The organism is Micromonospora sp. HM134, from assembly GCF_007833915.1.
Classification (GTDB): domain Bacteria; phylum Actinomycetota; class Actinomycetes; order Mycobacteriales; family Micromonosporaceae; genus Micromonospora; species Micromonospora wenchangensis.
Genome location: NZ_CP041061.1, coordinates 4,902,060 through 4,928,567, shown reverse-complemented (window position 1 = coordinate 4,928,567; position 26,508 = coordinate 4,902,060). Strand labels below are relative to the sequence as shown.

The 26,508-nt window shown below is 72.4% G+C and carries 29 protein-coding genes; 18 read left to right on the top strand and 11 right to left on the bottom strand.

Annotated elements, in window-relative coordinates; all coding sequences use genetic code 11:
* Positions 1 to 99 precede the first annotated feature (99 nt).
* The 3 genes from FJK98_RS21135 to FJK98_RS21125 are packed head-to-tail and all read left to right on the top strand — an operon-like array spanning position 100 to position 2,523.
* Positions 100 to 1,413, top strand: coding sequence for a S8/S53 family peptidase (locus tag FJK98_RS21135; RefSeq protein ID WP_240762213.1), 1,314 nt, complete (start codon positions 100 to 102; stop codon positions 1,411 to 1,413).
* A gap of 28 nt (positions 1,414 to 1,441) precedes the next feature.
* Complete coding sequence (locus FJK98_RS21130) at positions 1,442 to 2,053, top strand: RNA polymerase sigma factor (RefSeq protein WP_168222524.1); 612 nt, start codon at positions 1,442 to 1,444, stop codon at positions 2,051 to 2,053.
* A gap of 5 nt (positions 2,054 to 2,058) precedes the next feature.
* Positions 2,059 to 2,523, top strand: coding sequence for a hypothetical protein (locus tag FJK98_RS21125; RefSeq protein ID WP_145920578.1), 465 nt, complete (start codon positions 2,059 to 2,061; stop codon positions 2,521 to 2,523).
* 98 nt (positions 2,524 to 2,621) lie between these two features.
* Here FJK98_RS21125 and FJK98_RS21120 read toward each other — a convergent pair whose 3' ends face one another.
* Positions 2,622 to 3,650 (bottom strand): hypothetical protein, encoded by a 1,029-nt coding sequence (locus FJK98_RS21120; RefSeq protein WP_145920577.1) that lies wholly within the window; start codon positions 3,648 to 3,650, stop codon positions 2,622 to 2,624.
* Between the two features lie 306 nt (positions 3,651 to 3,956).
* On the opposite strand from FJK98_RS21120, the gene FJK98_RS21115 reads away from it, so the two are divergent.
* Positions 3,957 to 4,424 carry a cellulose binding domain-containing protein gene (locus FJK98_RS21115; protein WP_145920576.1) on the top strand — a complete coding sequence of 156 codons (468 nt, stop codon included), beginning with the start codon at positions 3,957 to 3,959 and terminating at the stop codon, positions 4,422 to 4,424.
* 11 nt (positions 4,425 to 4,435) lie between these two features.
* On the opposite strand, the gene FJK98_RS21110 is transcribed toward FJK98_RS21115, so the two are convergent.
* The 4 genes from FJK98_RS21110 to FJK98_RS21095 all read right to left on the bottom strand — a co-directional run bounded on the left by FJK98_RS21110 (position 4,436) and on the right by FJK98_RS21095 (position 6,886).
* Complete coding sequence (locus FJK98_RS21110) at positions 4,436 to 4,972, bottom strand: ATP-binding protein (protein WP_145920575.1); 537 nt, start codon at positions 4,970 to 4,972, stop codon at positions 4,436 to 4,438.
* A gap of 82 nt (positions 4,973 to 5,054) precedes the next feature.
* Positions 5,055 to 5,450, bottom strand: coding sequence for an Imm7 family immunity protein (locus tag FJK98_RS21105; RefSeq protein ID WP_145920574.1), 396 nt, complete (start codon positions 5,448 to 5,450; stop codon positions 5,055 to 5,057).
* A gap of 23 nt (positions 5,451 to 5,473) precedes the next feature.
* Positions 5,474 to 6,022, bottom strand: a complete 549-nt coding sequence (locus FJK98_RS21100; RefSeq protein ID WP_145920573.1) for a hypothetical protein — start codon at positions 6,020 to 6,022, stop codon at positions 5,474 to 5,476.
* A gap of 129 nt (positions 6,023 to 6,151) precedes the next feature.
* On the bottom strand, positions 6,152 to 6,886 hold the full coding sequence (locus FJK98_RS21095; RefSeq protein ID WP_145920572.1) for a DUF2470 domain-containing protein: 735 nt from the start codon (positions 6,884 to 6,886) through the stop codon (positions 6,152 to 6,154).
* Positions 6,887 to 6,959: 73 nt separating this feature from the next.
* On the opposite strand from FJK98_RS21095, the gene rpsD reads away from it, so the two are divergent.
* The gene (gene rpsD, locus FJK98_RS21090; protein WP_145922910.1) at positions 6,960 to 7,568 is read left to right on the top strand and encodes a 30S ribosomal protein S4; all 609 of its coding nucleotides are present in this window, start codon (positions 6,960 to 6,962) and stop codon (positions 7,566 to 7,568) included.
* Here the strand turns inward: rpsD and FJK98_RS21085 are convergent.
* Together FJK98_RS21085 and FJK98_RS21080 are read right to left on the bottom strand one after the other, a co-directional pair.
* Positions 7,556 to 9,391 (bottom strand): ABC transporter ATP-binding protein, encoded by a 1,836-nt coding sequence (locus FJK98_RS21085; RefSeq protein WP_145920571.1) that lies wholly within the window; start codon positions 9,389 to 9,391, stop codon positions 7,556 to 7,558. The genes rpsD and FJK98_RS21085 overlap by 13 nt on opposite strands.
* Entirely contained in the window at positions 9,388 to 11,076 is a 1,689-nt protein-coding gene (locus tag FJK98_RS21080; protein WP_145920570.1) for an ABC transporter ATP-binding protein, read from the bottom strand. Before FJK98_RS21080 ends, FJK98_RS21085 begins: the two co-directional genes overlap by 4 nt.
* A gap of 99 nt (positions 11,077 to 11,175) precedes the next feature.
* Between FJK98_RS21080 and FJK98_RS21075 the strand changes: the two genes are divergently transcribed.
* Genes FJK98_RS21075 through FJK98_RS21060 form a run of 4 tightly spaced genes read left to right on the top strand, consistent with a single transcriptional unit; the run spans position 11,176 to position 15,093 of the window.
* Complete coding sequence (locus FJK98_RS21075) at positions 11,176 to 12,213, top strand: iron-siderophore ABC transporter substrate-binding protein (protein ID WP_145920569.1); 1,038 nt, start codon at positions 11,176 to 11,178, stop codon at positions 12,211 to 12,213.
* Positions 12,213 to 13,253 carry an iron ABC transporter permease gene (locus FJK98_RS21070; RefSeq protein WP_145920568.1) on the top strand — a complete coding sequence of 347 codons (1,041 nt, stop codon included), beginning with the start codon at positions 12,213 to 12,215 and terminating at the stop codon, positions 13,251 to 13,253. Before FJK98_RS21075 ends, FJK98_RS21070 begins: the two co-directional genes overlap by 1 nt.
* On the top strand, positions 13,250 to 14,284 hold the full coding sequence (locus tag FJK98_RS21065) for an iron chelate uptake ABC transporter family permease subunit (RefSeq protein WP_145920567.1): 1,035 nt from the start codon (positions 13,250 to 13,252) through the stop codon (positions 14,282 to 14,284). Before FJK98_RS21070 ends, FJK98_RS21065 begins: the two co-directional genes overlap by 4 nt.
* A complete protein-coding gene (locus FJK98_RS21060) occupies positions 14,281 to 15,093 on the top strand; it encodes an ABC transporter ATP-binding protein (RefSeq protein WP_145920566.1) in 813 nt (270 codons plus the stop codon). Before FJK98_RS21065 ends, FJK98_RS21060 begins: the two co-directional genes overlap by 4 nt.
* Before the next feature lie 36 nt (positions 15,094 to 15,129).
* On the opposite strand, the gene FJK98_RS21055 is transcribed toward FJK98_RS21060, so the two are convergent.
* Positions 15,130 to 15,930: an ABC transporter ATP-binding protein gene (locus tag FJK98_RS21055; protein WP_194821496.1), complete on the bottom strand. Its 801-nt coding sequence runs from the start codon at positions 15,928 to 15,930 to the stop codon at positions 15,130 to 15,132.
* A 164-nt stretch (positions 15,931 to 16,094) separates the two neighbouring features.
* Here FJK98_RS21055 and FJK98_RS21050 point away from each other — a divergent pair, with 164 nt between their 5' ends.
* Positions 16,095 to 16,418, top strand: coding sequence for a PadR family transcriptional regulator (locus FJK98_RS21050; RefSeq protein WP_205789095.1), 324 nt, complete (start codon positions 16,095 to 16,097; stop codon positions 16,416 to 16,418).
* Entirely contained in the window at positions 16,415 to 16,948 is a 534-nt protein-coding gene (locus tag FJK98_RS21045) for a PspC domain-containing protein (RefSeq protein WP_145920564.1), read from the top strand. The genes FJK98_RS21050 and FJK98_RS21045 overlap by 4 nt, the downstream gene beginning before the upstream one ends.
* 101 nt (positions 16,949 to 17,049) lie before the next feature.
* Here the strand turns inward: FJK98_RS21045 and FJK98_RS21040 are convergent, their stop codons facing one another.
* Positions 17,050 to 17,625, bottom strand: coding sequence for a lytic polysaccharide monooxygenase (locus FJK98_RS21040; protein ID WP_240762211.1), 576 nt, complete (start codon positions 17,623 to 17,625; stop codon positions 17,050 to 17,052).
* Between the two features lie 354 nt (positions 17,626 to 17,979).
* Entirely contained in the window at positions 17,980 to 18,555 is a 576-nt protein-coding gene (locus FJK98_RS21035; RefSeq protein ID WP_145920563.1) for a hypothetical protein, read from the bottom strand.
* A gap of 627 nt (positions 18,556 to 19,182) precedes the next feature.
* On the opposite strand from FJK98_RS21035, the gene FJK98_RS21030 reads away from it, so the two are divergent.
* From FJK98_RS21030 to FJK98_RS21005, 6 genes are all read left to right on the top strand, one after another.
* The gene (locus tag FJK98_RS21030; protein WP_145922907.1) at positions 19,183 to 20,517 is read left to right on the top strand and encodes a peptide ligase PGM1-related protein; all 1,335 of its coding nucleotides are present in this window, start codon (positions 19,183 to 19,185) and stop codon (positions 20,515 to 20,517) included.
* Between the two features lie 100 nt (positions 20,518 to 20,617).
* Positions 20,618 to 21,622: a zinc-binding dehydrogenase gene (locus FJK98_RS21025; protein ID WP_205789542.1), complete on the top strand. Its 1,005-nt coding sequence runs from the start codon at positions 20,618 to 20,620 to the stop codon at positions 21,620 to 21,622.
* A complete protein-coding gene (locus FJK98_RS21020) occupies positions 21,622 to 22,464 on the top strand; it encodes a CoA ester lyase (protein ID WP_145922906.1) in 843 nt (280 codons plus the stop codon). Before FJK98_RS21025 ends, FJK98_RS21020 begins: the two co-directional genes overlap by 1 nt.
* 46 nt (positions 22,465 to 22,510) lie before the next feature.
* Entirely contained in the window at positions 22,511 to 23,752 is a 1,242-nt protein-coding gene (locus FJK98_RS21015; RefSeq protein WP_145920561.1) for an aminotransferase class I/II-fold pyridoxal phosphate-dependent enzyme, read from the top strand.
* Positions 23,742 to 24,302 carry a MaoC family dehydratase gene (locus tag FJK98_RS21010; protein WP_145920560.1) on the top strand — a complete coding sequence of 187 codons (561 nt, stop codon included), beginning with the start codon at positions 23,742 to 23,744 and terminating at the stop codon, positions 24,300 to 24,302. The genes FJK98_RS21015 and FJK98_RS21010 overlap by 11 nt, the downstream gene beginning before the upstream one ends.
* A gap of 2 nt (positions 24,303 to 24,304) precedes the next feature.
* Positions 24,305 to 25,417, top strand: a complete 1,113-nt coding sequence (locus FJK98_RS21005; RefSeq protein ID WP_145920559.1) for a scyllo-inosamine-4-phosphate amidinotransferase — start codon at positions 24,305 to 24,307, stop codon at positions 25,415 to 25,417.
* A 109-nt stretch (positions 25,418 to 25,526) separates the two neighbouring features.
* On the opposite strand, the gene FJK98_RS21000 is transcribed toward FJK98_RS21005, so the two are convergent.
* Positions 25,527 to 25,823, bottom strand: coding sequence for a YkvA family protein (locus tag FJK98_RS21000; protein WP_205789084.1), 297 nt, complete (start codon positions 25,821 to 25,823; stop codon positions 25,527 to 25,529).
* 30 nt (positions 25,824 to 25,853) lie between these two features.
* Here FJK98_RS21000 and FJK98_RS20995 point away from each other — a divergent pair, with 30 nt between their 5' ends.
* A complete protein-coding gene (locus FJK98_RS20995) occupies positions 25,854 to 26,441 on the top strand; it encodes a nucleotidyltransferase family protein (protein WP_145920558.1) in 588 nt (195 codons plus the stop codon).
* The last annotated feature ends 67 nt before the right edge of the window (positions 26,442 to 26,508 follow it).

Genomic DNA, 26,508 nt, shown 5'->3' with positions numbered 1-26,508 from the left:
GTAATTGACAACCGGCGATGGTTCGGAATAATTGGCGGTCGGGGAATTCGCCGCGCCCACCATCGGTGGGCGCGCTTCTCTCACGAGCATGGAGGATCCGTGCCGCCGTCTGACCACCCCACCGTGCCGGGTCCGGGTGGCCGGCTGTCCCGACGGCGGGTCCTGGCGCTGTCCGCGCTGGCCGTGGCGGCGCCGTTCGGTGTCGTGCCGCGTCCGGCCCCGGCCGCCGCCGGCGACACGGACGCCACCGCCTACCAGAAGGCGTTCGAGGCCGCGCTGGCCGCCGACCAGAACGTACGCCGGTACACCGCACCCGGCCGGGAGATCATCTACCGTCCCCGGCAACTGCTCGCCGCCAACGCCGACGCCAAACGGGTCGCCACCTGGCTGCGTGCCCACGATTATCCGGTGACCGTCGGCACCGGATTCGCCGGTGTCACCCGGCTGCTGTTCGACCGGGAGACCGACATTCCCGGCGTGGTGGGAAAACTGCGTGACCCCCAACAGTGGCCCGGCCAACCGGTGCCGGCGGTACAGCCCCACCACGTGCTGATCGGGCTGGGCAACATCATGGGAAACCCGGGCACGCCGCCCCGCTCCGCCGCGGCGCTGCCGCCCCCCGACCCGACCCGGCTCGGTGAGGGTGCCGGCGTCACCGTCGGCATCTGCGACACCGGGATCTGGCAGCAGGCCGGCGCCTGCCACCCGCAGTGGCTCGGCGGCGCGTACGTGCCGCAGGTCGACGACGAGGACCCGCTCTACGTCCACACCGACGTGCTCGCCCCGCAGGGCGGGCACGGCACCTTCGTCGCGGGGGTGGTCCGGCAGGCCGCCCCGGGCGTCCGCGTCGACCCGGAGCAGGCCCTGGACCCGACCGGGGTGGGCGACGAGGCGTCGGTGGTGGCCGCCCTGAGCCGGCTCGCGCCGCAGGTCACCGTGTTCAACCTTTCCCTGGGCGGCTACACCCTGGACGACCAGCCGTCGCTGCCGCTGGCCAACGCGGTGGCGGCGTTGCCGGCGACGAGCGCCGTGGTCGCGGCGGCCGGCAACGCCGGCACCAGCCGACCGGTCTGGCCGGCCGCCCTGGACCGGGTGCTGGCGGTCGCGGCGGTGAGCCAGACCACCGGCGGCCCGGTGCCGGCGGCCGACAGCTGCTACGGGCCCTGGGTGGACGCCTGCGCCGTCGGCGAGCGGCACAGCACCTACGTCGAGGGGCAGCTACCGCTGCCCGGCAGGCCGGTACGGATCTTCCACGGGTTCGCCATCTGGGCCGGCACCTCGTTCGCCACCGCACACGTCTCCGGGCGGCTCGCCGCCCTGATGACCGCCGGCGGCCTCAGCGCGGACGCGGCGCGCACGAGCCTGCTCGCCGCCCCCCGCTGGCACCCCGACTACGGGGTGCTCGTCGGATGAGCCGTGTCGACACCCGGGCGGTGACCCGGTGACCGGTGCCAGCGCGACCAACCTGCTGTCCGCCGCCGCCGGCGGGGACGAGTCGGCCTGGGCCGAGCTGGTCCGCCGGTACACCCCGATCGTGTACGCGGTCATTCGCGCCTACGACCTCAGCCGCTCCGACGCGGCCGACGTCAACCAGACCGTCTGGCTGCGCCTGGTGGAGCAGTTGGGCCGGGTACGCGAACCCGAGGCGCTACCGGGCTGGCTGGCCACCACGACCCGCCGCGAGTGCTACCGGCTGTCCCGGCTGAGCCGCCGGTCCCATCCCGTCGACCCGTACGACCAGAGCCTGGAGAGCTACCACGGGTTCTCCCGGGAGTTGGCCGCGATGACGCCCGCCCCGGACGACGAGTTGCTGCGGGCGGAGCGTCGACAGGCGTTGCGGGCGGGTTTCGTGCAGCTCCCGTCGCGCTGTCAGGCGTTGCTGGCGCTGCTGACGGCCGACCCGCCGATGAGCTACCGGGAGGTCGCCGAGCGGCTGGGCGTGCCGGTCGGCAGCATCGGGCCCACCCAGGCACGATGCCTGCGTAGGCTGCGGGAGTGCCCGGCGATCGTCGAGTTTCTCGGAGCTTCCACCATCGGTACGAAACGGGGGTGAACCGGATGGACCCGTGGCCGCCGGCGGATGACGAGGCACTCACGACGGAGCTGGGCGCGGCCCTGTGGGACACCGGGCCGGTCTCGGAGGCGTACCTCAGCGCGGCCCTGGCCGCGTTCACCTGGCGTACCGCCGACGCGGAACTGGCCGTCGCCGAGCTGACGTTCGACTCGGCGGTCGACGCCGAGCTGGCCGGCATGACCCGTTCCGCGGCGTCCGCGCGGACGCTGTCCTTCCGCGCCGGGTCGGTGCTGGTGGAGATCGAGGTGACCGACGCCGGGATCGTCGGGCAGCTCTCCCCGTCCGGTGGCGGACGGGTCAGTGCCCGGACGGCCTCCGGCACCTACGACGAGGCGTCGGTGGATGCCGTGGGTTTCTTCTCGCTGGGCGTCCCACCGCCGGGCCCGGTGCAGCTGTGTGCCCGCACCGTCGGCTACGCGGTGTCCACCGCCTGGGTCTGCCTGCGCTGACCGTCGGCCCGGTGCGGCCGGTGTCCGGCCCCGACCCGACCGACGACGGTGGGGCGCGGGCCGGACGGCCCGCGCCCCACCTGGAGGTGGCGGCGGCGTTACCCCCGCTGCTCGCCCGCCAGCAGGTACTGCACCCCGCCGAGGTCAGCCCGCTCGGTGCCGTCGGCGTCCGGCCCGAACTGGGTCACGTTGAGCGCGGTCTCCTTGGCCAGGGTGGTGTCGGCCGAGAAGGCCAGCGAGAACTCGATGCGCTCACCGGGCTTCAACACCAGCCCGCTGATGCTGGCCTTCGTCGGTTCCACGATCTCCAGTTCGGTCTTGCCGACCTGCCGGATGCCCGTGCCGACCTTGCCGGTGGCCTGCCAGCGCTCGAACAGGGTCGGGCCGAGGTCGACGAAGACCCGGGCGCCCCGGGCCTGCTCGGCCGGCTGGGTGAAGACCAGGTCGTTCTTGGTCTCCGCGGCGGTCACGTTGCCGATGGCGAACGGGCGGACGACCCGCGGTCCGCCCGAGACGAGCCGGACCGAGTCGACGTTGCGCCAGGCGATGTTGTTGTTGTACTGGGTGTTGACGCTGGTGCTCGGGCCCTCGAAGGTCATCGGGTCGGTGGGTGACACCCAGCGGGCCAGCAGGCAGAAGTGGCCCGGTCCGGGCACGCCGGTCCACGGGATCGTCACCGTGGTGACGCCGGGGTAGACGGGCACGCTGACCGCGCCGATCTGGGTCCAGTGCGTCGGCCAGGTGGCGCCGCCGCCCGGGGTCGTCCGGTAGACCCGCAGCACCCCGTTGTCGATGCCCGAGCCGTACGGGCCGTTGTTGCGCACCTTCAGGAACAGATAGTTGGTGACCCCGACGATCGGGTTCTGACTGACGGCGCACTCCACGGCGGTCGGGCAGACCTTGATGTCGGGGCTGGCCCACAGCGGGCCGTACGAGTGTGGCTGGATGCCGGTGTCGGCGGCGACGTCCTTCATGTAGACGTCGGTACGGGCCGCCGCGGCGGCCTTGCCCTGCGGTGCCTCGCCGGGTGCCGCGGCGGCGGCGGTGACCGCCAGCAGCCCGGCCAGTGCCGCGCCCGTGAGGACGGCCAGCGTCGAGCGGCGGACACGCTTTCCTACCTTGCCCATGACAGGTTTTCTCCCATCGGCGGGGGACGCCGAGTCCGGCGTGTTGCGATGCCGTGTCGACGCGATGACGTCGTTGAAGAGCCGTGAACGTGCCGGGAAATACCGTCGTGGGGTCCGCCGTCAGATGACGCCAGGACCGGCAAAAAAGACAACCATCGATGCGCGCGACGGCTTCCCGGACTGTCACCTGATCGAAGAAAGTCGATTAGCATTGGTGCCCGCGAGGGTCACCGACACCCGGTGCCGTCCGGCATCCCTCGCTCCGCCGCGCAGCCGTGCGCCGTCCCCGGAGAAACCACAGCCGCCATGAGACTGACAAGCAGCCTTCTCGGTGCCGCCGCGGCGGTCGTGACGCTGGCCGCCGCCCTCGACGCCGTCAGCGCACCCACCGCGGCCTCGGCCGGCACGACCCCGCCCTCCGGCACCGCCGTGCCGAGCAGCCCGCCGCCCAGCGGGGCCGCCTGCACCGTCCGGTATTCGGTCTACACCTGGGACACCTACCTGACCAGCAGCATCACCGTCACCAACACCGGCGTCACCACGATCACCTCCTGGCGGTTGACGTTCCCGCTGCCCACCGGGCAACGCATCACCACCGGCTGGAACGCGGTGTACTCGCCGTCCAGCGGCACCGTCACGGCCCGTGGCCTGGACGACCACGTCACCATCGGGCCGGGCGCCTCGATCGCCATCGGGTTCGTGGCCGACCACACCGGCGACACCGGCAGCCCGTCCGCGTTCACCCTCAACGGGACGCCCTGCGCGCTGAGCTGAGCCGGCCGGGGTCAGTGGACCGACGGCGGCCAGCGGTGTCGGCGCCACTGCTCCCACGTCGTGAATCCCGGCGGCGGACCGTCGATGGGCTCGCTGCCGTCGAGCTCGCCCGGCGTGGGAACGTCGAGGCAGGCGGCCCACTCGGCGAGTTCCCCGTCGGACATCGGCCAGGTCGTGTGCGGTGCGTCAGCCTGGCGTTGGTCACGCCGTCTGCGCTGCTCGGACGGGGTGAGCGCGCAGTAGTGCAGCTCCACCCTCGCGCCCAGGTCCACTGCGGCCCGGCGCAGGGCGGAACGCTCGTCGCGGCTCCACAGGCCGTAGTCGAGCACGACGTTGGTGCCGAGTTCGAGAGCGCGCAGCCCGATTTGGATGAGCCGCCCCTCGATCACGGCCCCCGGCAGGGGAGGATTCCCGGGTCCGTAGAGCGCCTTCACCCACTCGTCCTTCGTCAGACGAAGCGCACTGTGCTCGGTCTCGATACGCCGTGCCGTCGTGGTCTTCCCGGTGCAGGGGAGTCCCACGGTCAGGAACAGTGTCGGTTGCCCCATCGTCACCCCCTGGCCGGATGCCCCGGCATCGCCCACCTTCGCGCACGCCGCTCGCGATCGCGGGCGACGGACCCTGCCATGGTCAGATGACGTACTCGTCTTCGAGGGTGGGGATCACCGGCGACAGAAGCTGGTCGGCGTGTTCGGTGACGGCTCCTCGGACCAGCCGGTAGACCCGGAAGGCCAGTTCGTGCCCGGGGTCCTCGTCGTCGTGGACGTGCAGCAGCCCGTAGGACCCCGGGGCGAGGCGACCGATCCTGGTGAACAGCTCGATGACGTCGGCGTCCCGGGCGCCCCGGTGGTTGCGGAACCCACCGAGATGGACGTGGTACGCGCCGTTGACCGGGCGGAGATCCACCAGTCCGAGACCGGTGTACCCGGTGATCAGATCCTGGACTTCGTCGAGGCGCAGGGGTGGTTCGTCGTCGACCGCGTCGGCTGTCGGGCGGAGGGTGATCCACCCGTGGTACTCGAACATGGCAGAAGTGTAGGACCGGCTCGTCAGGCCGCTGCGTCATCGCCCGACGCGGCGGTACGACGCAGTTCGCGTAGGACGCCGTGGCGGCGCAGGGCCCAGGCGAGGCGGGGAACGCTCGGGTGTCGGATGAACAGCACGGCGGCGCGGCGGACCAGGCCGACCCGGTCGGCGTCCACCTGGCTCTCGACCGCCTGCCAGACCAGTGCGCGCACCCGGGCGTTGTCCAGCACGGCGCGTACCTCGCGCCGCACCCCGGGGTCCTCGGCCGCCGAGGTGATGGCGGCGGCCTGACCCGGTCGGTCGGCACGCGGTCGCACCACCGCCGCGAGGAGCGGCCGGCGTACCTCGTCGCGCTCCAGCAGCAGCAACACCGCCTCCCGGATCTCGGTCGTGTCCAGGCTGGACCGCAGCAGCCGCAGCAGGCTGCGTTCCACCTCGCGGTCATGCTCCGGGACGGACAGCGCGGCCAGCAGCAGCGCCACCTCGTCGAGGTCGACGACGTGGCGCACCCCGTCGCGGAACTCCGGCAGGCCCCAGGCGGCCTGCAACGCCGTGGCGAGATCGCGGTTCACGGCCACCCGCTACCCGTAACCGGCAACCGGCGAAACCCGGATCCGTCGATCCACCGCGTCGGCCGTCGTCCGGAACCGGTTGACCCGGACGGTCGGGACCCCGGATCGGGGGAGTGGTCCGCGTCCGGCTCAGGCGGCGGCCTGCCGGGGGCAGAGCATCGGGTGCAGCAGCCGGGACAGCTCGTCGACGTCGGCGACGGGTTGCGCGAAGCCCACCCGGGTCCGGCGGAGGGCGCCGGGCCGGCCGTGGGCGACGAGCAGGCCGTACCGGTCGATCCGGACCACCCGGGGCGACTCGGTCCCGGGCAGCTTCAACTGCCGGCGCAGGTGGGCCGCGACCTGCTCGGCGTGGTGGTCGGCGAGGTCGGCCACCAGGTCCGCCTCGGCCGCGTGCAACGGGTCGGGTTCGGCCTGCGCGTACGCCTGCGGGTCGATCCGTCGCGTCGCGCCGGCACGTTCCCAGCGGACCTCGGTCACCGCGAACCGGTGCAGCAGGAACCGGCTGCCCACGTCGAGCAGGTCGCCTGTCGGTCGGGTGGCGGCGAAGTCCACTGCGGCCTGCCGCGCCCCGTCGCCGTCGAGGGGTTCGGCCCAGCCGGACAGCCAGGCCCGGCCGAGCGACGGTGCGCCGGCGGTGGGCGGCAGGTCGAGCACGTCGAGGACCGTGGCGACGTCGGTGTCCCCGGTGGGCGGGGTGAGCGCCGTGGCGAGGTCGCCGGGCGCGGGCACCAGCAGCAGCACCCGGCCCTGCGGGTCGGTGGCGTGCCGGACCTGCTGCGGGCCGGGAACGCGGGCCAGGTGGGCGAGGGCGGGCAGTCGGCCCGCGACGAGGGTGCGCACGATCTCCGCCGGGCTGGGTCGCATGATCCCGATCTCCTCAATGTAGGTTAGCCTTACCTAACTAGCAGGCTAGACCATGCGATCGGAGACGTCGAACGTGAACCACCCCCGCCCCAAGGCCCGGCTCTCCCGTGCTCTCGGCATCCCGCTGACCCGCAAGTGCGTGCGGTACTTCGAGCGGCGCCCCTACCCGCCGGGCGTGCACGGCCGCAACCGGCGCAAGACCTCCGACTACCAGGTGCGGCTGCTGGAGAAGCAGCGGCTGCGCCACCAGTACAACGTCAGCGAGGCCCAACTGCGCCGGACGTTCGACGAGGCCGCCCGGGGCGTCGGGAAGACCGGCGAGTCGCTGGTCGCGCTCCTGGAACGGCGACTCGACGCGGTGGTGTTGCGGGCCGGGCTGGCCCGCAGCATCTACCAGGCACGTCAGCTCGTCGGGCACGGCCACTTCAGCGTCGACGGACACAAGGTCGACCGGCCCTCGTACCGGCTGCGGCCCGGCCAGGTGGTCGCGGTGCGCGAACGCAGCCGGGCCCTGCCGCCGTTCCAGCTCGCCGCCGCCGGCGCGCACGCCGACGACCGCCCCCGGCCGTACCTGTCGGTGGAGCTGAGCGGGCTGCGCGTCACCCTGCTGCGCGAGCCCGCCCGGCACGAGGTTCCGGTGATCTGCGACGAGCAGCTCGTGGTGGAGTTCTACTCCCGCTGAGCGGTCAGCGGCGGCCCGGTCCACCGCGCGTGCCGCCGCTGCGGCACCGACGGGTCGCCGCCGACCACCGGGGACCCCGGGGCGTCGTCGTCGGCCCGGGCGGTCCACGCCGCCCACAGCCGGGCGTAGCTGCCGCCCGCCCCGATCAGCTCGGCGTGCGGGCCACTCTCGACGATCTCGCCGTGTTCCATGACGATGATCTGGTCCGCGGTCACGGCCTGGGTGAGGCGGTGGGCGACGACCAGCGCGGTGCGTCCCGCCAACGCCGCGGCGGCGGCCTGTTCGAGATCGCGCGCACCCGCGCTGCCGGCTTCCGCGGTCGCCTCGTCCAGCACCACGACCGCCGGGTCGAGCAGCACCACCCGGGCGAGCGCCAACTGCTGCGCCTGCGCCGCGGTCAGCGGGTGGCCGCCCTCGCCGACCACGGTGTCCAACCCGTCGGGGAGGGTGAGCGCCCAGGACAGGGCACCGACGCGGTCCAGGGCGGCGGTGAGTTCGTCCGGCGACGCCTGCGGCCGGGCCAGCAGCAGGTCCTCACCGAGCCGGCCGGCGAACACGTGGGTCTCCTGACTGACCAGGGCGATCGTCCGGGCGGGCAGCTCGGAGACGGGAACGCCGCCCAGGGTGGCCGTCCCGTGCCCGGGTCGCAGGATCCCGGCGGCGATCGACGCGACGGTGGTCTTCCCGGCGCCGGTGGAACCGACCAGCGCGACCACCCGGCCCGATCCGACCCGCAGGGAGACGTCGCGCAGCACCGGCGTGGCCCCGTCGTAGCTGAAACCGACGTCGGTCAGGACGAGGTCGTGCGTCGACGGCGCGGTGCCGCCCGCGCGACGGTCCGGGTCCGTGCCGAGCACCCCGACGAGGCGGGCCAGGCTCGCCCCCGCGTCCTGGGCCTTGTCGAAGGTGACCATCAGTTGCAGGACCGGGCCGAACAGCCGGTGCAGCAGCAACGCGGCAGCCGACACCTCACCGAGGGTGACGGCTTCCCGGCGTACGAGCAGGAACCCCACCACCAGCACCGCGCCGAGCCCGGCCAGCTCCGCCCCGTTGATCCATCCCACGAACCGGGTGTAGAGGGCGAACACGCTCGTCGAGAGGTCCCGGGCGTGGGCGGAGGCCGCCGCGATGCCGCCGAGGTGGCGGTCCTCCAGCCGGTAGGCGTGCACCGTGGGGATGCCCTGCACGCTCTCGACGAACTGCTGGGACCGCTGCGCGATGGCGACCCGCTCGGCCGCGTAGGCCGGCGCGGCCCGGGGGAGGTACCACCGCGAAGCGAGCACGTAGAGCGGGACGGCGACCGCGCCGGCAAGCCCGAGCCGCCAGTCGATGCCGACGATCGTGCCGAGGCTGATCGCGGCCAGCAGCAGGGCCGAGACCAGGGTGGGCAGGACCTCGGTGACGGCCCGGTCGATGGCGCTGACGTCCGCGCCGACCCGCGAGACCAGGTCGCCCCGGCCCGTCCGGTCGAGCACCGCCACGGGCAGCCGCAGCGCGACGTCCAGGGTGCGTTCGCGCAGGTCGGCGAGGAGGTGTCCGCCCAACCGGCGGATCAGGTGGGCGCTGACGCCGGTGGCCAGGCCACCGACGACCGCGGCGGTCACGATGAGCACGGCGACCGGAACGAGCACCTCGGTGCCGCCCCCGGCGCGGACCCGGTCGACCAGCAGGCCGAAGGCGTAGGCGGGAACGATCGCGGTGGCGGCGGCGAGCAGCCCGACGACCAGTGTGCCGAAGGCGACGCCCCGGCGGGCCCGTAGTTGCGCGCCGAGCCACGCCCTGCTCTCGCGCGGGCTGGCCACGGGCAGGATCGGGGACGTCACCGCAGCACCGCCCGGCGGTAGTTGTCGTCGTGGGTGACGAGTTCGGCGTGCGTGCCCTCGGCGGCGACGACGCCGTCGGCGATGAACACGACCCGGTCGGTGGCAGCGAGCAACGTCGGACTGCTGGTGATGACGACGGTGCCGTAACCGCCGCCCGACCCGTGCCGCAGCGTACGGATGCCGCCGGCGACGGCCTGTTCGGTGACCGCGTCGACGGCGGTGGTCGGGTCGTGCAGGACCAGCAGCGGCGGTCCGGCGAGCAGCGCGCGGGCGAGCGCGACGCGTTGCCGCTGGCCGCCGGAGAGGTTCGCGCCGCGTTCGGTGACCTGCATCCGCAGGCCCTCCGGATGCAGGTGCGCCACCTCGTCGGCGGCCGCGGCGCGCAGGGCCTCGTCCAGCCGTCCGCCGTCGTCGTCGTGCAGGGCGACGTTCGTGGCGAGGGTGCCGGTGAACAGGTCGGTGCGGTGCGGTTCGCTGTGCAGCAGGTGGCGCGCCCGGCTCCGGTCCACGGTCTCCAGCCGTTCGCCGCCGAGCAGAATGTCACCCGCGTGGCCGTCGGGCACCGCCAGCAGCCGCGCCAGCGCCTCGGCGTCCGCCGGCCGGCGGGCCACCACGCCGACGAACTCCCCGGCGCGGACGTGCAGGTGCAGACCGGTCAGCGGGCCGTACGTCACGTCGGTCAGGCGCAGCTCGCAGCCGTCGGGCGCGGCGGTGCCGGGCGGCAGGACCACGTCGGCCCGCAGGACGGCGGCGACCCGGTCCGCCGCCGCGCGGGCGGCAGCCGTCCAGCCGGGTACGACCGCGAGCACGCCGAACGGTTCGACGAGGAACTGCGCGGAGCCGATCACCGTGATGAACTGGCCGACGGTGATGCGGCCGGTCAGCGCGAACCAGCCCGCCATGAGCGCGATGCCTCCGGCCAGCAGGCTGCTCAGCATGGTGGATGCGCCCAGGTAGGCGTTCTGGGTCCGGGAGGCGCGCAGCATGGCCGCCAGGCTGTGCCGGCTCACCCGGCGGTACCGCTGCACCCCGGCGTCCTGCGCGCCGATGCCGCGCAGCGGGCGCAGCCCGGTGACCAGGTCCGTGGCGAGCGCGGTGGCCCGACCGGCCTGGTCCTGCTGGTCCTTGACGCGCCTGGCGATCAGTGGGGCGGTGAGGGTGAGGACCGCCAGCACGGCCGGGATGGCGATCAGCACGGTCAGCCCGAGTGGCGTCGAGATCAGCAGCAGCGCGACCGCGCTGACCGTGACCGCCACCAGCGCGCTGGTGATCCGTGGAATGTGGTCGAGCAGGTAGGAGGTGTACTCGGCATCGGTGGTGGTGACCGCGAGCAGGTCGCCGGTGTGCCGCCCGGTGCGGAGCACGCGTGGGTGGAGGATCTTCTCCGCCAGTTCGACCCGCAGTTGGTGGCCCTCCTCGGCGATGGCCCGTTGCAGGTGCCGCGCGCCGAAGCGGTACGTCACGACCAGGACGAGATAGACCACGGCCAGGGTCGTGGTCCAGCCGAGCAGCGCGGTCAGCTCGCCGGTGGCGACGGCCCGGTCGACGATGACGCCGATGAGGATCGGCACCAGGGCTGCGCAGAGCTGGTAGACGCCGGCCAACGCCGTACCGGTCCAGAGGCGTCGCCCGTTGCGGGCGACCGCCCGGCGCAGGACGGCGGCGCCGGTACTGACCTTGCTCACTACGTAGAACCCCCTGGTCAACGGCTCAGGAACGTGGAGTACTTTACCGATCAAGTTTTAGGTAAGCCTGTCCTTACTATGTGAGTTGGAGTACTCCGTATGCGCCCCTCCCGGTTGCTCGCCGGAATCGTCGCGGCCACCACCACGCTCGCCCTCGCCGCCTGCGGCGGGTCCGCCGGCACCGACGAGGAGCCCGCCGCGTCCGGGTCGGCGGCGGCGACCTTCCCGCTGACCGTCACCCACGCGCTGGGCACCACCACGATCGCGAAGAAGCCCGAGCGGGTCGCCACCGTCAACTGGGCCAACCACGAGGTGCCCCTCGCCCTGGGCGTCGTCCCGGTCGGCTACGCCAAGGCCAACTTCGGTGACGAGGACGGCGACGGCCTGCTGCCCTGGGACGCCGCACGGCTCAAGGAACTCGACGCGTCGACCCCGGTGCTGTTCGACGAGACCGACGGCATCGACTTCGAGGCGGTGGCGAACACCAGGCCGGACGTCATCCTGGCCGCCTACTCCGGCCTGACCAAGCAGGACTACGACACCCTGACCAAGATCGCGCCGGTCGTCGCGTACCCGCAGGCGCCCTGGGCCACCTCCTGGCGCGACAGCATCAAGCTGGAGAGCAAGGCCCTCGGCCTGGCCGCCGAGGGCGACGCGTTGATCGCGAAGATCGAGCAGCAGATGAAGGACGAGGCGGCGCGCTACCCGAAGCTGGCCGGCCGTTCGGCGATGTTCCTGACCCACCTCGACCCGACCGACCTCAGCAAGATCAGCTTCTACACCACGAACGACACCCGGGCCCAGTTCTTCACCGACCTCGGCATGACCCACCCGGAGAGCATCGCGAAGGCCTCCGCGACGACCAAGGAGTTCAGCCTCACCCAGAGCGCCGAGCAGGTGCAGAACCTCAGCGACGTGGACATCATCGTGACCTACGGCGACGCCGACGGCACCACCCTGGCCACCCTCCAGAAGGACCCGCTGCTGTCCAAGATCCCCGCGATCAAGCGCGGCTCCTTCGTCTCCCTGCCCGGCAGCACCCCCGTCGCCACCGCCGCCAACCCGACGCCGCTCGGCGTCTCGTACGTCCTCAAGGACTACGTCGACCTGCTCGGCAAAGCCGCCGACAAGCTCTGATGACCGGTCTGACGACATCCGGGCCGGACGTCGCCCTGCGGCGACGCCCGGCCCCGACGCGGCTGACCTGGCTCCTGGTCGTCCTCGGCGCACTGGCCCTCACCCTGGTCGCGTCGGTGGCCTTCGGCTCCCGGATCGTCGGCTGGGCCGACATCACCGCCGCGCTCGGCGGCACCCAGGACACCCTCGACCAGGCGGCCGTGGTCAAACGCCTGCCCCGTACGGTGCTCGCGGCCCTCGTCGGCGCGGCCCTTGCCCTGTCCGGCGCCGTGATGCAGGGCGTCACCCGCAACCCGCTCGCCGACCCGGGCATCCTCGGGGTGAACATGGGCGCGATGCTGGCCATCGCGGTCGGCATGGCCACCGTCGGCCTGTACACCGCCACCGCGTACATCTGGGTCGCCATCGCCGGCGCGGCGGTGTCCTCGCTGTTCGTCTACGCGGTCGGCTCGCTCGGTCGCGGCGGCGCGACCCCGCTCAAGATCGCCCTGGCCGGGGCGGCCACCTCCGCCGCCCTCGCGTCGCTGGTGGCCGCGGTCGTGCTGCCCCGCGGCGACATCGCCGAGAACTTCCAGTCCTGGCAGGTCGGCGGCGTCGGCGGGGCCAGCTGGGACAGCATCGGCCAGGTCCTGCCGTTCCTGCTCGCCGGGCTGGCCGTCTGCCTGCTGTGCGCCCGGGCACTGAACTCCCTCGCGCTCGGCGACGAACTCGCCGCCGGCCTCGGCGAACGCGTCGCCCTCGTGCGGGGGATCGCCGCCGCCGGTGCGGTGGTGCTCTGCGGCGCGGCCACCGCGGTCGCCGGACCGATCGCCTTCGTCGGCCTGATCGTGCCGCACCTGTGCCGGCTGCTCGTCGGACTCGACCACCGCTGGCTGCTGCCGTTCGTGACCCTGGTCGGCGCGGCACTGCTGACCGTCGCGGACGTCGCCGGACGGGTGGTCAACCGCCCCGACGAGATCGAGGCCGGCATCATCACCGCCCTGATCGGCGCGCCCTTCTTCATCTACATCGTCCGCCGGCAGAAGGTACGCGAACTGTGAGCACCACGACCCTGGCGGCCGTCACCCGCGGCCGGGTCCGGCGCAACCGACGACGCCGCGCCGTGCTCGCCGCCCTCACCCTGGCGGTGGCCGCCATGGTCGTCGTCTCGCTGATGGTCGGACGGACCTTCTACCCGGCCGGCGACGTGCTGCGGGTGATCCTCGGCGAGACCGTGCCCGGCGCCTCGTTCACCGTGGGTGAACTCCGGCTGCCCCGCACGGTCCTCGCCCTGGCGACCGGGCTCTGCTTCGGCATGGGCGGGGTCACCTTCCAGACCATGATGCGCAACCCGCTCGCCAGCCCCGACATCATCGGCATCAGCTCGGCGGCGAGCGCCGCCGCGGCCTTCGCCATCATCGTGCTCGGCCTCGGCGAGACCGGCGTCGCGGTCTTCGCCATCGTCGCCGCGCTCGGCGTCGCCGTGCTCATCTACCTGCTGTCATTCAAGGACGGGGTGGCCGGCACCCGGCTGGTGCTGATCGGCATCGGCATCGCCGCCATGCTCAACAGCGCCACCTCGTACATCCTCAACCAGGCCGGCCAGTGGGACCTGCAGGCGGCGACCCGCTGGCTCAACGGCAGCCTCAACGGCTCCACCTGGGACGAGACGGTGCCGGTGCTGGCCGCGCTGGCCCTGTTCGGCCCGGTGCTGCTGAGCCGGGCCCGCAGCCTGACCATGCTGCAACTCGGCGACGACACCGCCGCGGCGCTCGGCACCCGGCTGGAACGTACCCGGCTGGTCTCGATCGTCGCGGCCGTCGGCCTGATCGCGTTCGCCACCTCGGCCACCGGGCCGATCGCGTTCGTGGCCTTCCTGGCCGGGCCGATCGCCGCCCGGCTCGTCGGGGCCGGCGGCTCACCGCTGGTGCCGTCCGCCCTCGTCGGCGCGCTGCTGGTGCTGGTCGCCGACTTTCTCGGCCAGTTCGCCTTCGACATCCGCTTCCCGGTGGGCGTGATCACCGGGGTGCTCGGCGCCCCGTACCTCATCTACCTGCTCGTCCGCACGAACCGCGCCGGAGGCTCGCTGTGACCACCGACCACGCACTGACGACCCGGAAACTGACCGTCGGCTACGGCGACCGCGTCGTCATCGAATCGCTCGACCTGCTCGTCCCGCCCGGCCGGATCACCGCGATCGTCGGCGCCAACGCGTGCGGGAAGTCGACCCTGCTGCGGTCCATGTCGCGGCTGCTCGCCCCGCGCACCGGTCACGTCATGCTCGACGGCCGGGAGGTGCACCGGATGCCGGCCAAGGAACTGGCCCGCACCCTCGGCCTGCTGCCCCAGTCGCCGATCGCCCCGGAGGGCATCACCGTGGCCGACCTGGTCGGCCGGGGCCGCAACCCGCACCAGCGGCTGCTGTCCCGCTGGAGCAGGGACGACGACCGCGCGGTCGCCGCCGCCCTCGACGCCACCCACACCGCCGACCTGGCCGACCGGTCGGTCGACGAGCTTTCCGGCGGCCAGCGCCAACGGGTGTGGATCGCGATGGCGCTGGCTCAGCAGACCGAGCTGCTGCTGCTCGACGAGCCGACCACCTTCCTCGACGTCAGCCACCAGGTCGAGGTGCTGGACCTGCTCACCGACCTGAACGCCACGCGCGGCACCACCATCGTGATGGTGCTGCACGACCTGAACCTGGCGGCCCGCTACGCGGGCCACCTCATCGCGCTCGCCGACGGTGGCCTGCACGCCGCCGGACCGCCGGCCGAGGTGCTGACCGAGGACTGCGTACGGGCCGTCTTCGGCCTGGACAGCCGGGTCATCGTCGATCCGGTCTCCGGCCGGCCGCTGATGCTGCCGATCGGCCGCCACCACGTCTCGGCCGGCCGCGCCTAGCCCGGTCGGTGGCCGGCGAACGCCCACCGGCTCAGCTCACCGTCGGGCCGGCCGGCCCGCCCGAACGCTCCACCGCCCGTCCGTGCGGGTGAGGCGGACGGGATGGTCGAAGCACTTGCTGACCTGGTCGCTGGTGAGGACCTCGTCGGCGGGTCCCGACGCCAGCGGGCGGCCGTCCCGCAGCAGCATGACGTGGGTCGTCCCGGGAGGAAGCTCCTCCAGGTGGTGGGTGACCAGGACGGACGCGAGCTGCGGGTAGGTGTGGTGCAGCGCGTCGAGCCGTTCGATGAGCTGTTCCCGGCCGGCCACGTCGAGGCCGGTCGCGGGCTCGTCGAGCAGCAGCAGCCGGGGCCTGGGCATCAACGCGCGGGCGATGAGCGTGCGGCCCCGTTCCCCCTGCGACAGGGTGGGCCACCGCGCCCCGTGCCGCTCGCCGAGGCCGAGCAGGCCGATCAGCCGGTCGGCCTCGGCGGTCTGCTCCGGTGTCGGCGCCCACCGGGGAATCCGGTCGTTGGTGTTGGTCAGCCCGGTCAGCACGACGTCGCGCACGGTGAGCGGCGCACCCGGGTCGTGCCGGGGATTGACGTGGCCGACGGAGGACCGCAGTTCCCGCAGGTCGACCCGGCCCAGCCGGTGACCCAGCACCTCGACGGTGCCCCGGGTGGGATGGGTGACCGCCCCGAGGAGGCTGAGCAGCGTGCTCTTGCCCGCCCCGTTGGCACCGAGCAGCGCCCAGTGCTCGCCGGCCCGTACCGTCAGGGAGACCTCGGACAGGATCGGTCTGCCGTCGCGGACGACGGCCGCGTCCGTCACGCGCAGCACCGGCGGCGCGGTCACGGGGACACCCTGCGGCAGCGGTCGGGCAGCATGCGGGACACCGTAACAACAGCTCCGGCGTCACCCCGGTCGAATCTCCCGGGGTGGGACGGCCCCTCCGCGCACCCGGCCCGGCCCGTGCATTCCATGTTGCGACAGGTACCTTGCTGTGGCAAGGTAGTGGCATGCAGGCCGACCCGATGCTCGTCGCGTTACGGCGCGGCCTGCTCGAACCGCTCGTGCTCGCCGCCGTCGAGTCCCGCCAGCGGTACGCGGCGGAGATCCTCGCCGCGTTGCGGGAGGTGAACTTCCCCGCCCAGGAGGGCACGCTGTACCCGCTGCTGAGCAAACTCCGGCGGGACGGGCTGGTGCACCACGAGTGGCGGGAGTCGCCGTCCGGGCCGCCCCGCAAGTACGTCCTGCTCACCGACGCCGGCAGGCGGCAGCTCGCCGCGTTCCGGGAGCACTGGGACGACCTGACCCGCATGATCGATTCGGTTGGACGATGACCATGGACGATTCCACCGCCATCCGCCTCACCGGGCACACCGCGGCCTATCCCGCCACCCGCGAGGCGTACGACGCCCTGCGCCGGTACCTCGACGACGCCCGACGTGCGCTGCGCGGCGACCCGGACGCCGACGAGATCGTGCGCGATCTGGAGGCCGCGGTCGGCGACCGGCTGAGCACGCTCCCGGGCCCGGGGGCTGCCCCGGTGACCGGTGCCCGGATGACCGCCATCCTGGCCGAACTCGGTCCGGTGGGGCCGGCCCACCCCGCGCCGCCCGGCGTCGGGGCGGGGGTGCGCGGCCGGTTCTGGTGCCGGATCCCCGAGGGCGGGTGGTTCGGCGGCGTCTGCCTCGGCCTCGCGGCGTACGGCGGGTTCCGCGTCGACTGGGTGCGTACCGTCGTGCTGCTGCTGACCCTGTTCACCGGTGGGCTGCTCGCGGTGGCGTACCTCGTCCTGCTGTTCGTGCTGCCCGTCGTCCCGACGGTCGCCGACTACGAACGCCGACGGGACGCGCCCCGACCCGCCTGAACCGGCGGCCCCGGGGGAGGGGACTGCGGCCGGGGCCCGACCCGGGAACGGACCCGGCCCAGGGCGGGCAGCCCTGGGCCGGATGGGTGTTCCGTCGTCGATCAGGCGATCTTGATGTCGCTGCACCACATGTAGGTCTGGTCCGCGTGCGACGCCTTCCAGATGAAGAACAGGACGTGGCTTCCGGTACGCGACGACGGGATCGAGACGTTGAACGAGATGTTCTGTGCCGGTGCGTACCGCCCGGTCGTGGTGATCAGGTCGAGGTTGCCCCACCCGACCGTCTGGGTGGCCGGGTTGAACCCCTGCTTGGTGACGTAGACCCGGAAGAAGTCCGCACCGTGGCTGGCCTGGTCGTACATCTGGACCGTGAGGTTGCGGCTGACGGTGGTCGCCTTCCACGCCCCGGCCCTGTTCAGCGAGTTGTTCCGGGACAGGGCGTTGCTGCACAGCTGCCCGTCCGGGGTGCTGGGCTGGTACTGGCCGGCCAGGCCGTCGCGCAACGCGCTCATCCAGTTCCACATGGTGTCCGGGTTGGCCTGGAACGCCTGCCAGCACATCGGGTCCTGCTGCTGCATGGCCGGGTTGGTGTGCTGGCTGCCCCAGGTCTGCCAACACTGGTACGCCCGGGTCGCCGGGTTGATGATCGTCCCGTGCGCCTGGGCGGGGCTGGTCATGGGCAGCGTACCGACCACCATGGCGAACATCAGGACGAGCGCCTGGAGGGACCGGCGGACGGTTGACCGGGGACGTCCGCCGGATTGGTCGGACTGGTGTGAACGCACTGTTCATCCTCCATTCGTCGGTACGAGACATCGGGAGGCGAATGCTCCCGAATCCACTGTGGCACCTATGGCGACAAATATCAACGTTGATCGATGTTTAGTCGGATTGGATCGAGGTGTCGGATCTGGTCGAGCTGTCCGAGATCACCGGATCGGCGACGGGCACGACGGACCGGGGACACGGCACCACCGCGGATCGGGTGCCGGGTCCGGTGGCCGGGGGCGACCGCTACGCCGCCCGGCGCGTCACAGCTTGGCGGCGGCGTCGTAGCGGCGACGCAGGTCGGCCATCTCCGTCGCGCCGAGCGCCTCCTGCTGCGCCATCGTCGCGTACGCGGGCGGGAACATCTCCCGGAGCCGGTCGATGAACCTCACCTCCGCGGTCGCCTCGACGACCTTGATGCCCGGGGGGTCGGTGGACATGTCCATGATCAGCGGGCCGGCCAGCTTGACCGCCACGTCCCAGGGGCGCTTCTGCTCGGCGATCCCGCACAGGTGGAAGCCGTAGACCGTCCGGACGTCGGCGAACGTGGTGGCCCCGGCCGGCTCGTAGCCGTAGACGCGGACCCCGCAGATCACCGGCGGCTTCTCCGCGCCGGCACCCTGCTGGGCGTCGTGTCCGGCATGCTGGTGCTGGGCCGGGTCCGCCCGTTCGAGCGTGGTACGCATCCGGGCCACGATCTGCGCCGGCAGATCCGCCGGCTCCGCACCCGTGCTGCCCCGGTTGGCCAGCACGACCGTGCCGACCGACACCACCAGCAGGATCACCGCCACCCACACCAGGCGGTGCCGGTACCACGCGGAACTCTCTGGGGAACTCATCGCTTCTCACCTCGTCGCCGGTTCTGGTGCTGGCGGACCGACCGCGGCTCGGGGCGTCGAACGCGTCGGTCGTCGGGGGCACGTGCCAGGGGTGCGCACGGCAGGTGCAGGTGCCTGCCCGGCAGGATGCCCGTCGTCAGGCGATGGCCCGGCGCGGTGACGTGCGGGCGTCCGCCAGGGTGGCGTGCTACCCGTACCGCGGTGCTCCCGTGCTGGCCGTGCTCAGCACGGTTGCCCCCGTGCTGCGGCGATATGAGCCATTCCAACACGTCTGGAGTCGCTCTGGCAACATTGACGGGCGTCAGTGGGGATTCGGCCCGATCGTCTCCGCAGGTGAGGACCCCGGAACCGGTTTCCCCCGCCCCGGCGTCCGGTGGGTGGTCGCCCCTGGTGGCCGCGGTTGAATGCCGGGCGGGGTCCGGAACGTCTCGTGGCTGTTGCAGCACTCGTTGCGATCATTGGTGACGATCGGTAGCGTGTTGACGGCGGCATCGAAATCAAACGATGCGTCGGTGTCCAGGTCACGGCGGTGCCCGGCCTGTCTTCTGTTGCCCACTCGACTGTCGGGTCGATTCCCGACTGGACGCAACCATGTCCGAGAACACCGCCGACGGTGATGGGACGGTCATGACCACGTTGATCATCGGCAACAGCCGGACCCGGGAGATGGTCGGCGAGCTGGCGGCCCTGACCCGCGACCAGCTCCGGATCGGCGGATGTGCCGCACAGCGCCTGCTCTGGTTCGCCCGCGACGGCGACGTGCTGGTACTGCCGTTCGCCCCACCGGCGGACTACCTGACCTACGTCACCCAGCTGACCGGAACCGACGCGTCCTCGCTGAGCGTGGTGATCCCTCCTCCCGGCAGCCTCGGCGCGGACCTCCTCACCCCCGACCGGCTTGCCGATCCACGGCTCCTGCACGACCTACGCTGCGCCCTGCGCTACCGGCCGCCGACGGAGATCGTCGCCGTCTACAAGGATCTCGCCGTCGCCCGACTCGCCCGGTCGCTGGTCGCCGAGACGGCCCTGCCCGGCTATCCGTTCAGCGCCCAGGGGGGCGACGCGCTGGTGAACAGCAAGGCCGTGTTCCGGGCACTGGCCGCCGGTGCCGGAGTGCCGATCGCCCCCGGTGCGGTGGTCGCCCGCCAGGAGGAGGCACTGGAGGCGATCACCGACCTCTTCGACCAGGGTCACAGTGTGATGGTCAAGCTGGAGTTCAACGGGGGCGGAATCGGCAACGAGATCCTCAGCCGCACCGACGGCATCGCGCCGGTCGGTGCGCCCCGGGTGGTGGTGTTGCCGGACCGTCCCGCACTGCTGTCGTACGTGCGGCAGCGGTGGGAGTGGCTCACCGCCGCGGGCGCGCACCGGTTGGTGGTGGAGCAGTTCCTCCAGGGCTGTGCCACCGTCTACGCCGAGTTCCTCGTCACCGACAAGCCGGCCGAACTGATCGGGGTGGGTGAACTGCTGATGGAGCCGGTGGCGGTCGGCACTGTGTCCCCCGCGCAGACGATCGACGCGCAGCGCATGACGGAGTTGCTCGACGGTGCCGAACGGCTGGTCGAGTCCCTCCGCGTGCTCGGCTACCGGGGAGTGGTCAGCGCCGACGCCATCCTCACCCCGCAGGGGCGGGTGCTGTTCACCGAGACCAACTGCCGCCTGACCGGCACCACCCATCTGCACCTGGTGCTCGACGGCCGCGTCGTTGACCCCGGCCCCCGGGAGAAGCGGGTCTTCCTGGAACGTGACGGGTGGGCGGTACCGTCGTTCACGGCTGCCGTCGGACGGCTCGCGGCGGCAGGCCTGGCCTACGACCCGGTCAACCGCACCGGAATCGTGCTCACCTCCGACGACGTCGAGGGGGACGGCACCGTCGTCTGCTGCGCCGTCGCCCCCGACCTCCCCGCAGCCCAGGAACTGCACCTAAGGCTCGGGGAACTCGTCTCGGACCGGCCGTCATGACCCGCTCCACCCCGCCGCGACGGACCGGCCGCGATGGCCGGGGAGCGGTGCCCGCTGGGCCGCCGCGCCTCGACCGACGGTGGTCGCGATGAGCCGGCGGATGCGGGCGGTGGTCCTGCGCCGACCCGGGGCCTTCGACGCGCTGCGCGTCGAGCGGATACCCGAACCCTCACCCGGTCCCGGGGAAAGCCTCATCGACATCACGCTGACCGGGGTCAACTTCGACGACCTGGAGCGGGCCGCCGGCGTACCCCCGCAGCCGCCGCTGCCCACGGTGCTCGGGGTGGAGGCGGTCGGGCGTCGACGGGCCGACGGCCGGCGGGTGGTCGCCCTGCTCCGTCAGGGTGGCGGCTACGCCGAGGTGGCAGCGGCCCGGGACGCGTACACCGTGGAGGTTCCGGCGGGCATCGACGACGCCCAGGCGCTCGGCCTGTTCGAGCAGGGCGTCACCGCCTACGGGGCACTGTCCCTGGCCGGTCGGCTGCGCGCCGGCGAGAGCGTGGCGGTCTCCGCCGCAGCCGGGGGCGTCGGGCATCTCGCGGTACAACTCGCCATCGCAGCCGGGGCCGCGCCGGTGATCGGACTGGCGTCGACCGAGGCAAAGCGGCAGTTCGTCACCCGGCTCGGCGTCGACGTGGCGCTGGACCCGGCCGATCCGGAACTGGCCGACCGGCTACGGGCGGCGTCCGGCGGAACCGGCGTGGACCTGTTCGTCGACTCGGTCGGCGGGACGGTGGCCCGGGCCGCTCTGGCTGGCTTGGCCCCGTTCGGACGGCTGGTCTGTCTGGGCTGGCGTGCCCCCGGGCCACCCGACGGCGACGGTGCCACGGACCCGCGGACCCCCGCCGGAGTCGTCGCGGTGACCACCGCCCAGTTGGCCCAGGGGTCCATCGGGTGCGCCGGCTTCTGGATGCGGCACGTGGTCGACAACCGCGCGCTGTTGTGCACAATCGCCGAGCGGCTGTTCGACCTGGCGGCCCGGGAGCGAGTCGCGGTGCACGTGGACCGGACCGTCGCCCTGCATGAGGTCGGCCTCGCACACGCGGCGGTCGCCACCCGCGCGACCAAGGGCAAGGTCCTCATCGACGTACGCCGGGAGGCGTGATGTTCACCCGGTACTGCCGTTCCATGCTCTGCACCCCGGCGACCGCGACCGAGAGGTACGCCAACTGCCACCGGTCGGCGGCCGACATCTGTCTGGTCGACCTGGAGGACTCGGTGCCAGCCCAGGACAAGGCCGAAGCCCGCTCCCTGGCCAGCGCGTTCTTCACGGACCACAGCGCGGTCGGCCGCCGGTGCGCCGTCCGGATCAACGTGATAAGCGATCCCGACGGGGTGCGCGACCTGCTCGCCCTACGCGACTACCCGGTACCGCCGCCCATCGTGCTGGTGCCCAAGGTCGAATCGCCGCGCGACGTCGAGATCGTGGCGCGCCTGCTCCGCCCGGTCCGCCCGGACCTCGACCTCTGCGTAGTCATCGAGACGCCGCGCGGGGTGGAGAACGCCGTGGCCATCGCGGGGGCGTCCCCCCGCCCCCGGGCCTTGATCTTCGGGTCGGCGGACTACGCGTCCGCCCTCGGCATCCCGCTGCGCTGGGGACCGCTGGTGCAGGCCCGTAGCCGGCTGGTGAACGCCGCCCGGGCCGCCGGGGTCGAGGCGATCGACTCGCCGACCTTCCACCTCCAGGATCTATCCGCGCTGCGGCAGGAGGCTGTCCTGGCCCAGGAACTCGGGTTCAGCGGCAAGATCGCCCTGCATCCGGGCCAGGTGGGCGTCATCAACGAGGTCTTCTCCCCGGACGCGGAGTCGCTGGAGGCGGCGCGCCGGGTGGTGGCCGCTGGGCAGCGCAGCGGCCAGGGCATCACCACCGTCGACGGGGTGATGGTCGGGCGGCCCTTCTTCGAGGCGTCCCAGCGCCTGCTCGACGAGTTCGATCCGTCCGGCTGACCGTCGTTCCGACAGCAGCCGTCAGCCCATCGGCAGGGAGAGGCAAGTGACGAGCACCGAAGAGCATCAGAGCGTCGTCGGACCGCACCGCTACCGCAACGCCGAGAAGATGATCCGCACCGCCGACCCGGTCTGGCAGGCGGCGGCCGACCACGGCCTGACCGGGATCAGCGTCGACACACCCTCAGGCGACGCGAACAACCGGCTCGTCGACGGGGCGACCGGCCACGAATTCGTCAACATGTGTTCCTGCGCGTACCTGGGGCTCAACCACCACCCAGCGGTGATCGAGGGCGCGATATCGGCGCTGCGTGAGGCGGGTGCCACCTGGCTGGTCACCTCCACCACCCGTATCCGGCACCAGTTGCTGACCCGGCTGGAGGAGGAACTGGGCGATCTCTTCGGCGCCCGGGTGATCCCGGGCACCACCTGTAGCGCGCTCACCGCCGGCATCCTGCCCCTGGTCGCCTCCGGGCACCTCGCGTCCGGCGGTCCCCGGGTGATGGTCTTCGACCGCTTCTGCCACTTCTGCATGTCGTACGTCAAGCCGATCTGCGCCGAGGAGAGCCTGGTCCTCACCTGTGACCACAACGACCTCGACTATCTGGAGGACGTCTGCCGACGCTACCCCCGGGTGGCCTACGTCGCCGACGGCGCCTACTCGATGGGGGGCGCCGCCGCCCTGGACGGCCTGCTGGAACTCCAGGACCGGTACGGACTGTTCCTGTTCATCGACGACTCGCACTCGTTGTCGCTCATGGGTGAGCGTGGGGAGGGATTCGTGCGGTCCCGTCTGACCATGAACCCGCTCACCGTTATCGTCACCAGCCTGGGCAAGGGCTTTGGCACCGGCGGCGGTGTGGCGATGCTCGGCGATCCGGCGATGCACGACTTCCTGGCCCGGCACGCCGGACCGGTGGGCTGGTCGCAGAACGTGGCCCTGCCCCTGGTAGGAGCCTCGCTGGCGAGCGCCGCCATCCACCGTTCACCGGAGCTGGGCCGGTTGCAGCGTCGGCTGCACGAGAACGTCGCCTACTTCGACGAACTGCTGCCCACCCCGTTCGCCGGCAACGGCCTACCCGTACGCCGCATCACCGTCGGCGACGCCGACCGCGCGGTCCAGCTCTCCGCCGAGCTGTACCGGCGCGGCTTCTACAGCTCTGCGGTGTTCTTTCCGATCGTGCCGCAGGGACAGGCCGGGCTGCGGATCATGATCCGTGCGGATATCGACCGGGAGGTCCTGGCCACCTTCGCCGGCCATGTGCGGGAGCTGACCGATGCGGCCTGACCCGCAGGGGCGGCCGGAGACGGACCGCACCGGCCCGACCGGCTTCCGGATGGTGGGGGAGAACCGTTACCGCGAGCAGGTCGGCTTCTACTACGACGAGATCGTCGTCGGCACGGTGATCGAGCACCGTCCCGGCCGCACCGTGACCGAGATGGACAACGTGCTGATGAGCATGTTGAGCATGAACGCCGCACCACTGCACATCGACGCGGCGTACGCCGCGGCGGGGCGGTGGGGCCGGCCACTGGTCTCCAGCCTGGTGACCCTGAGCATCGTCGGCGGGATGACCGCCCGCAGCACCAGCGGCCGGACCACCGCGAACCTCGGCTGGGAACGGATCCACCTGCCCCACCCGGTCTTCGTCGGCGACACCCTCTACGCCGAGAGCGAGGTGACCGGCAAACGGCTCTCCGCGAGCCGGCCGGGCGAGGGCATCGTGAGCTGCCGAACCACCGGGCGCAAGGCCACCGGCGAGGTGGTCCTCACCTTCGAGCGCAGCTTCCTGGTACCGACGGAGGAATCCCGCACCGACGACAGGACAGGATACTGACCGTGACCGCAGAACGGACCGTCACCACGCCGGCCCCGTCCCTCCCCACGGCGTTCGGTGCGCCCGCGGTCAACTCGTGGGACGAGTTCACCGCGCTGCGCGAGATCATCGTCGGGAACGCCACCCACGCCCGACTCCCGCAGCAGGACGACCCGTCTGCATGGCTGAGCTGCTTTCCCCAATTGACCCGGGCCGAACTGGGCAGAATCGCGGTGGGCGAGATGCCGGCGCAGGTCATCGAGGAGACCAACGAGGACCTGGCCGTGCTGTGCACCAGCCTGCGCGGGCTGGGCGTCACCGTCCACCGACCCGACGTCATCGACCACCGCGTCGAATTCGCCTCGCCGCACTGGCGCAGCGCCGGCTTCACCTCCTACTGCCCACGTGACCTCACCCTGGTGGTGGGCTCCACCATCATCGAGACCGCCAGCCCGATGCGGTCCCGGTACTTCGAACTGTTCGGGCTGCGTCCGCTCTTCCAGGACTACCTGCGGCGTGGCGCCACCTGGCTGGCCGCGCCCCGCCCACGACTGACCGACGAGCTGTATCTGGTCGACCCGGACGGCCTGCCGGACCTGGGGGACAGCGAGCCGGTCTTCGACGCCGCCAACGTGCTCCGCCTCGGTCGCGACCTGTTCTACCAGGTGTCGCGCAGCGGCAACGAACTCGGTCTGCGTTGGCTGGAATCAGTCGTCCGGCTGCTGGGCGACATCCGGGTCCATCCGCTACGCGGGATCTACGGCTATACCCATATCGACAGCACGATCGCCCTGCTGCGTCCCGGGCTGGTGCTGCTCAACCCGGGCCGGATCACACCGGACGGGATACCGGACCCGCTACGGGGCTGGGACGTGCTGTGGTGCCCTCCGCTGCGTCGACCCGCAGCGGGACCGCCCACCCTCAGCGAACACTGGATCAGCATGAACCTGCTGATGGTCGACGAGGAACACGCGATCGTCGACGCCGACCAACCGGAACTGATCGCCGCGCTCGAACGGCGCGGAATCACCGTACTGCCACACCGGCTGCGCCACGCGCAACTGCTCGGCGGCGGCTTCCACTGCGTCACCCTGGACACCATCCGCGCCGGCGGTCCCGAGAACTACCTGGACTGACCACCACCCCTCCTGCCCCATGCAAGCCCGGGACACGGGCCGACATGGGCAGGCCGTCGGGGCGGCGGTGGCAGCGCCACCGGGGGACGGCCGGCACATCGGTCCGGCGTCACCGCCCCGCCGTGCGGTCGCTGCCGGCGTACCGGACGCCGGTCAGCCGGCACAGGGCGACGAAACCGTCCTCCGTGCCCGGCCAGTGCCGACGCACCGCCCCGACACCCGCCCTGCGGACCACCGAACGCAGCACCGCGACCACGATGACCGCGTCGTCGGCGTACCCGAGCACCGGGACGAAATCCGGGATCAGGTCGACCGGGATCACCAGGTAGGCCAGCAGCAGGCCCGGCCGCACCCGGACACCGCGCGGCAGGGTGGCGTCACCGGCCAGCCGCCGCAGCCGCCGCACCAGGTCGGCGCCTGCCCCTAGGCTGGCCCGGTGCGGGAGGACGAGCTGCGGGACCTGGTCCGGGCCAACGGGTGGCTGATGCGGGCGCTGGCGGTGGTCCGGGACACCGGCCTGCCGGACGCGTGGATCGGGGCGGGGGTCGTGCGGGACCTCGTCTGGGGCGAACGGTACGGCGACGGCTTCGACCCGTCGTCGGTACGGGACGTCGACGTGGTCTTCCTCGACCCGACGGACCTGACCCGCGCCAACGACGACCGGGCCACCGCGCGACTGGTGACGGCCTGGCCGCAGCCGCCGTGGGAGGCGAAGAACCAGGCCGCCGTGCACACCTGGTACCCGGCGAAGTTCGGCGGTGACCCGGTGGCCCCGCTGCGGACGATCGCCGAGGCGGTCGCCACCTGGCCCGAGTACGCCACCGCCGTCGCGGTACGCCGGCACGCCGACGACCGGATCGCGGTCTGCGCGCCGTACGGCCTGGACGACCTGCTCGACGGGGTGTGGCGGCACAACCCGACCCGGGCCGCCCCGCAGGTGTCCCGACGTCGGCTCGCCCGTCACCGCCCGGCGGCACGCTGGCCCGGCGTACGGGTGGTCGACCCGGCCGCCGGTGACCGGTGACCGGGTGTGGAGGTCCCCTGTCCCGCCCTCGCCGTCGTGGACCCTGCACCCGGTGGTGTGCCGGGGC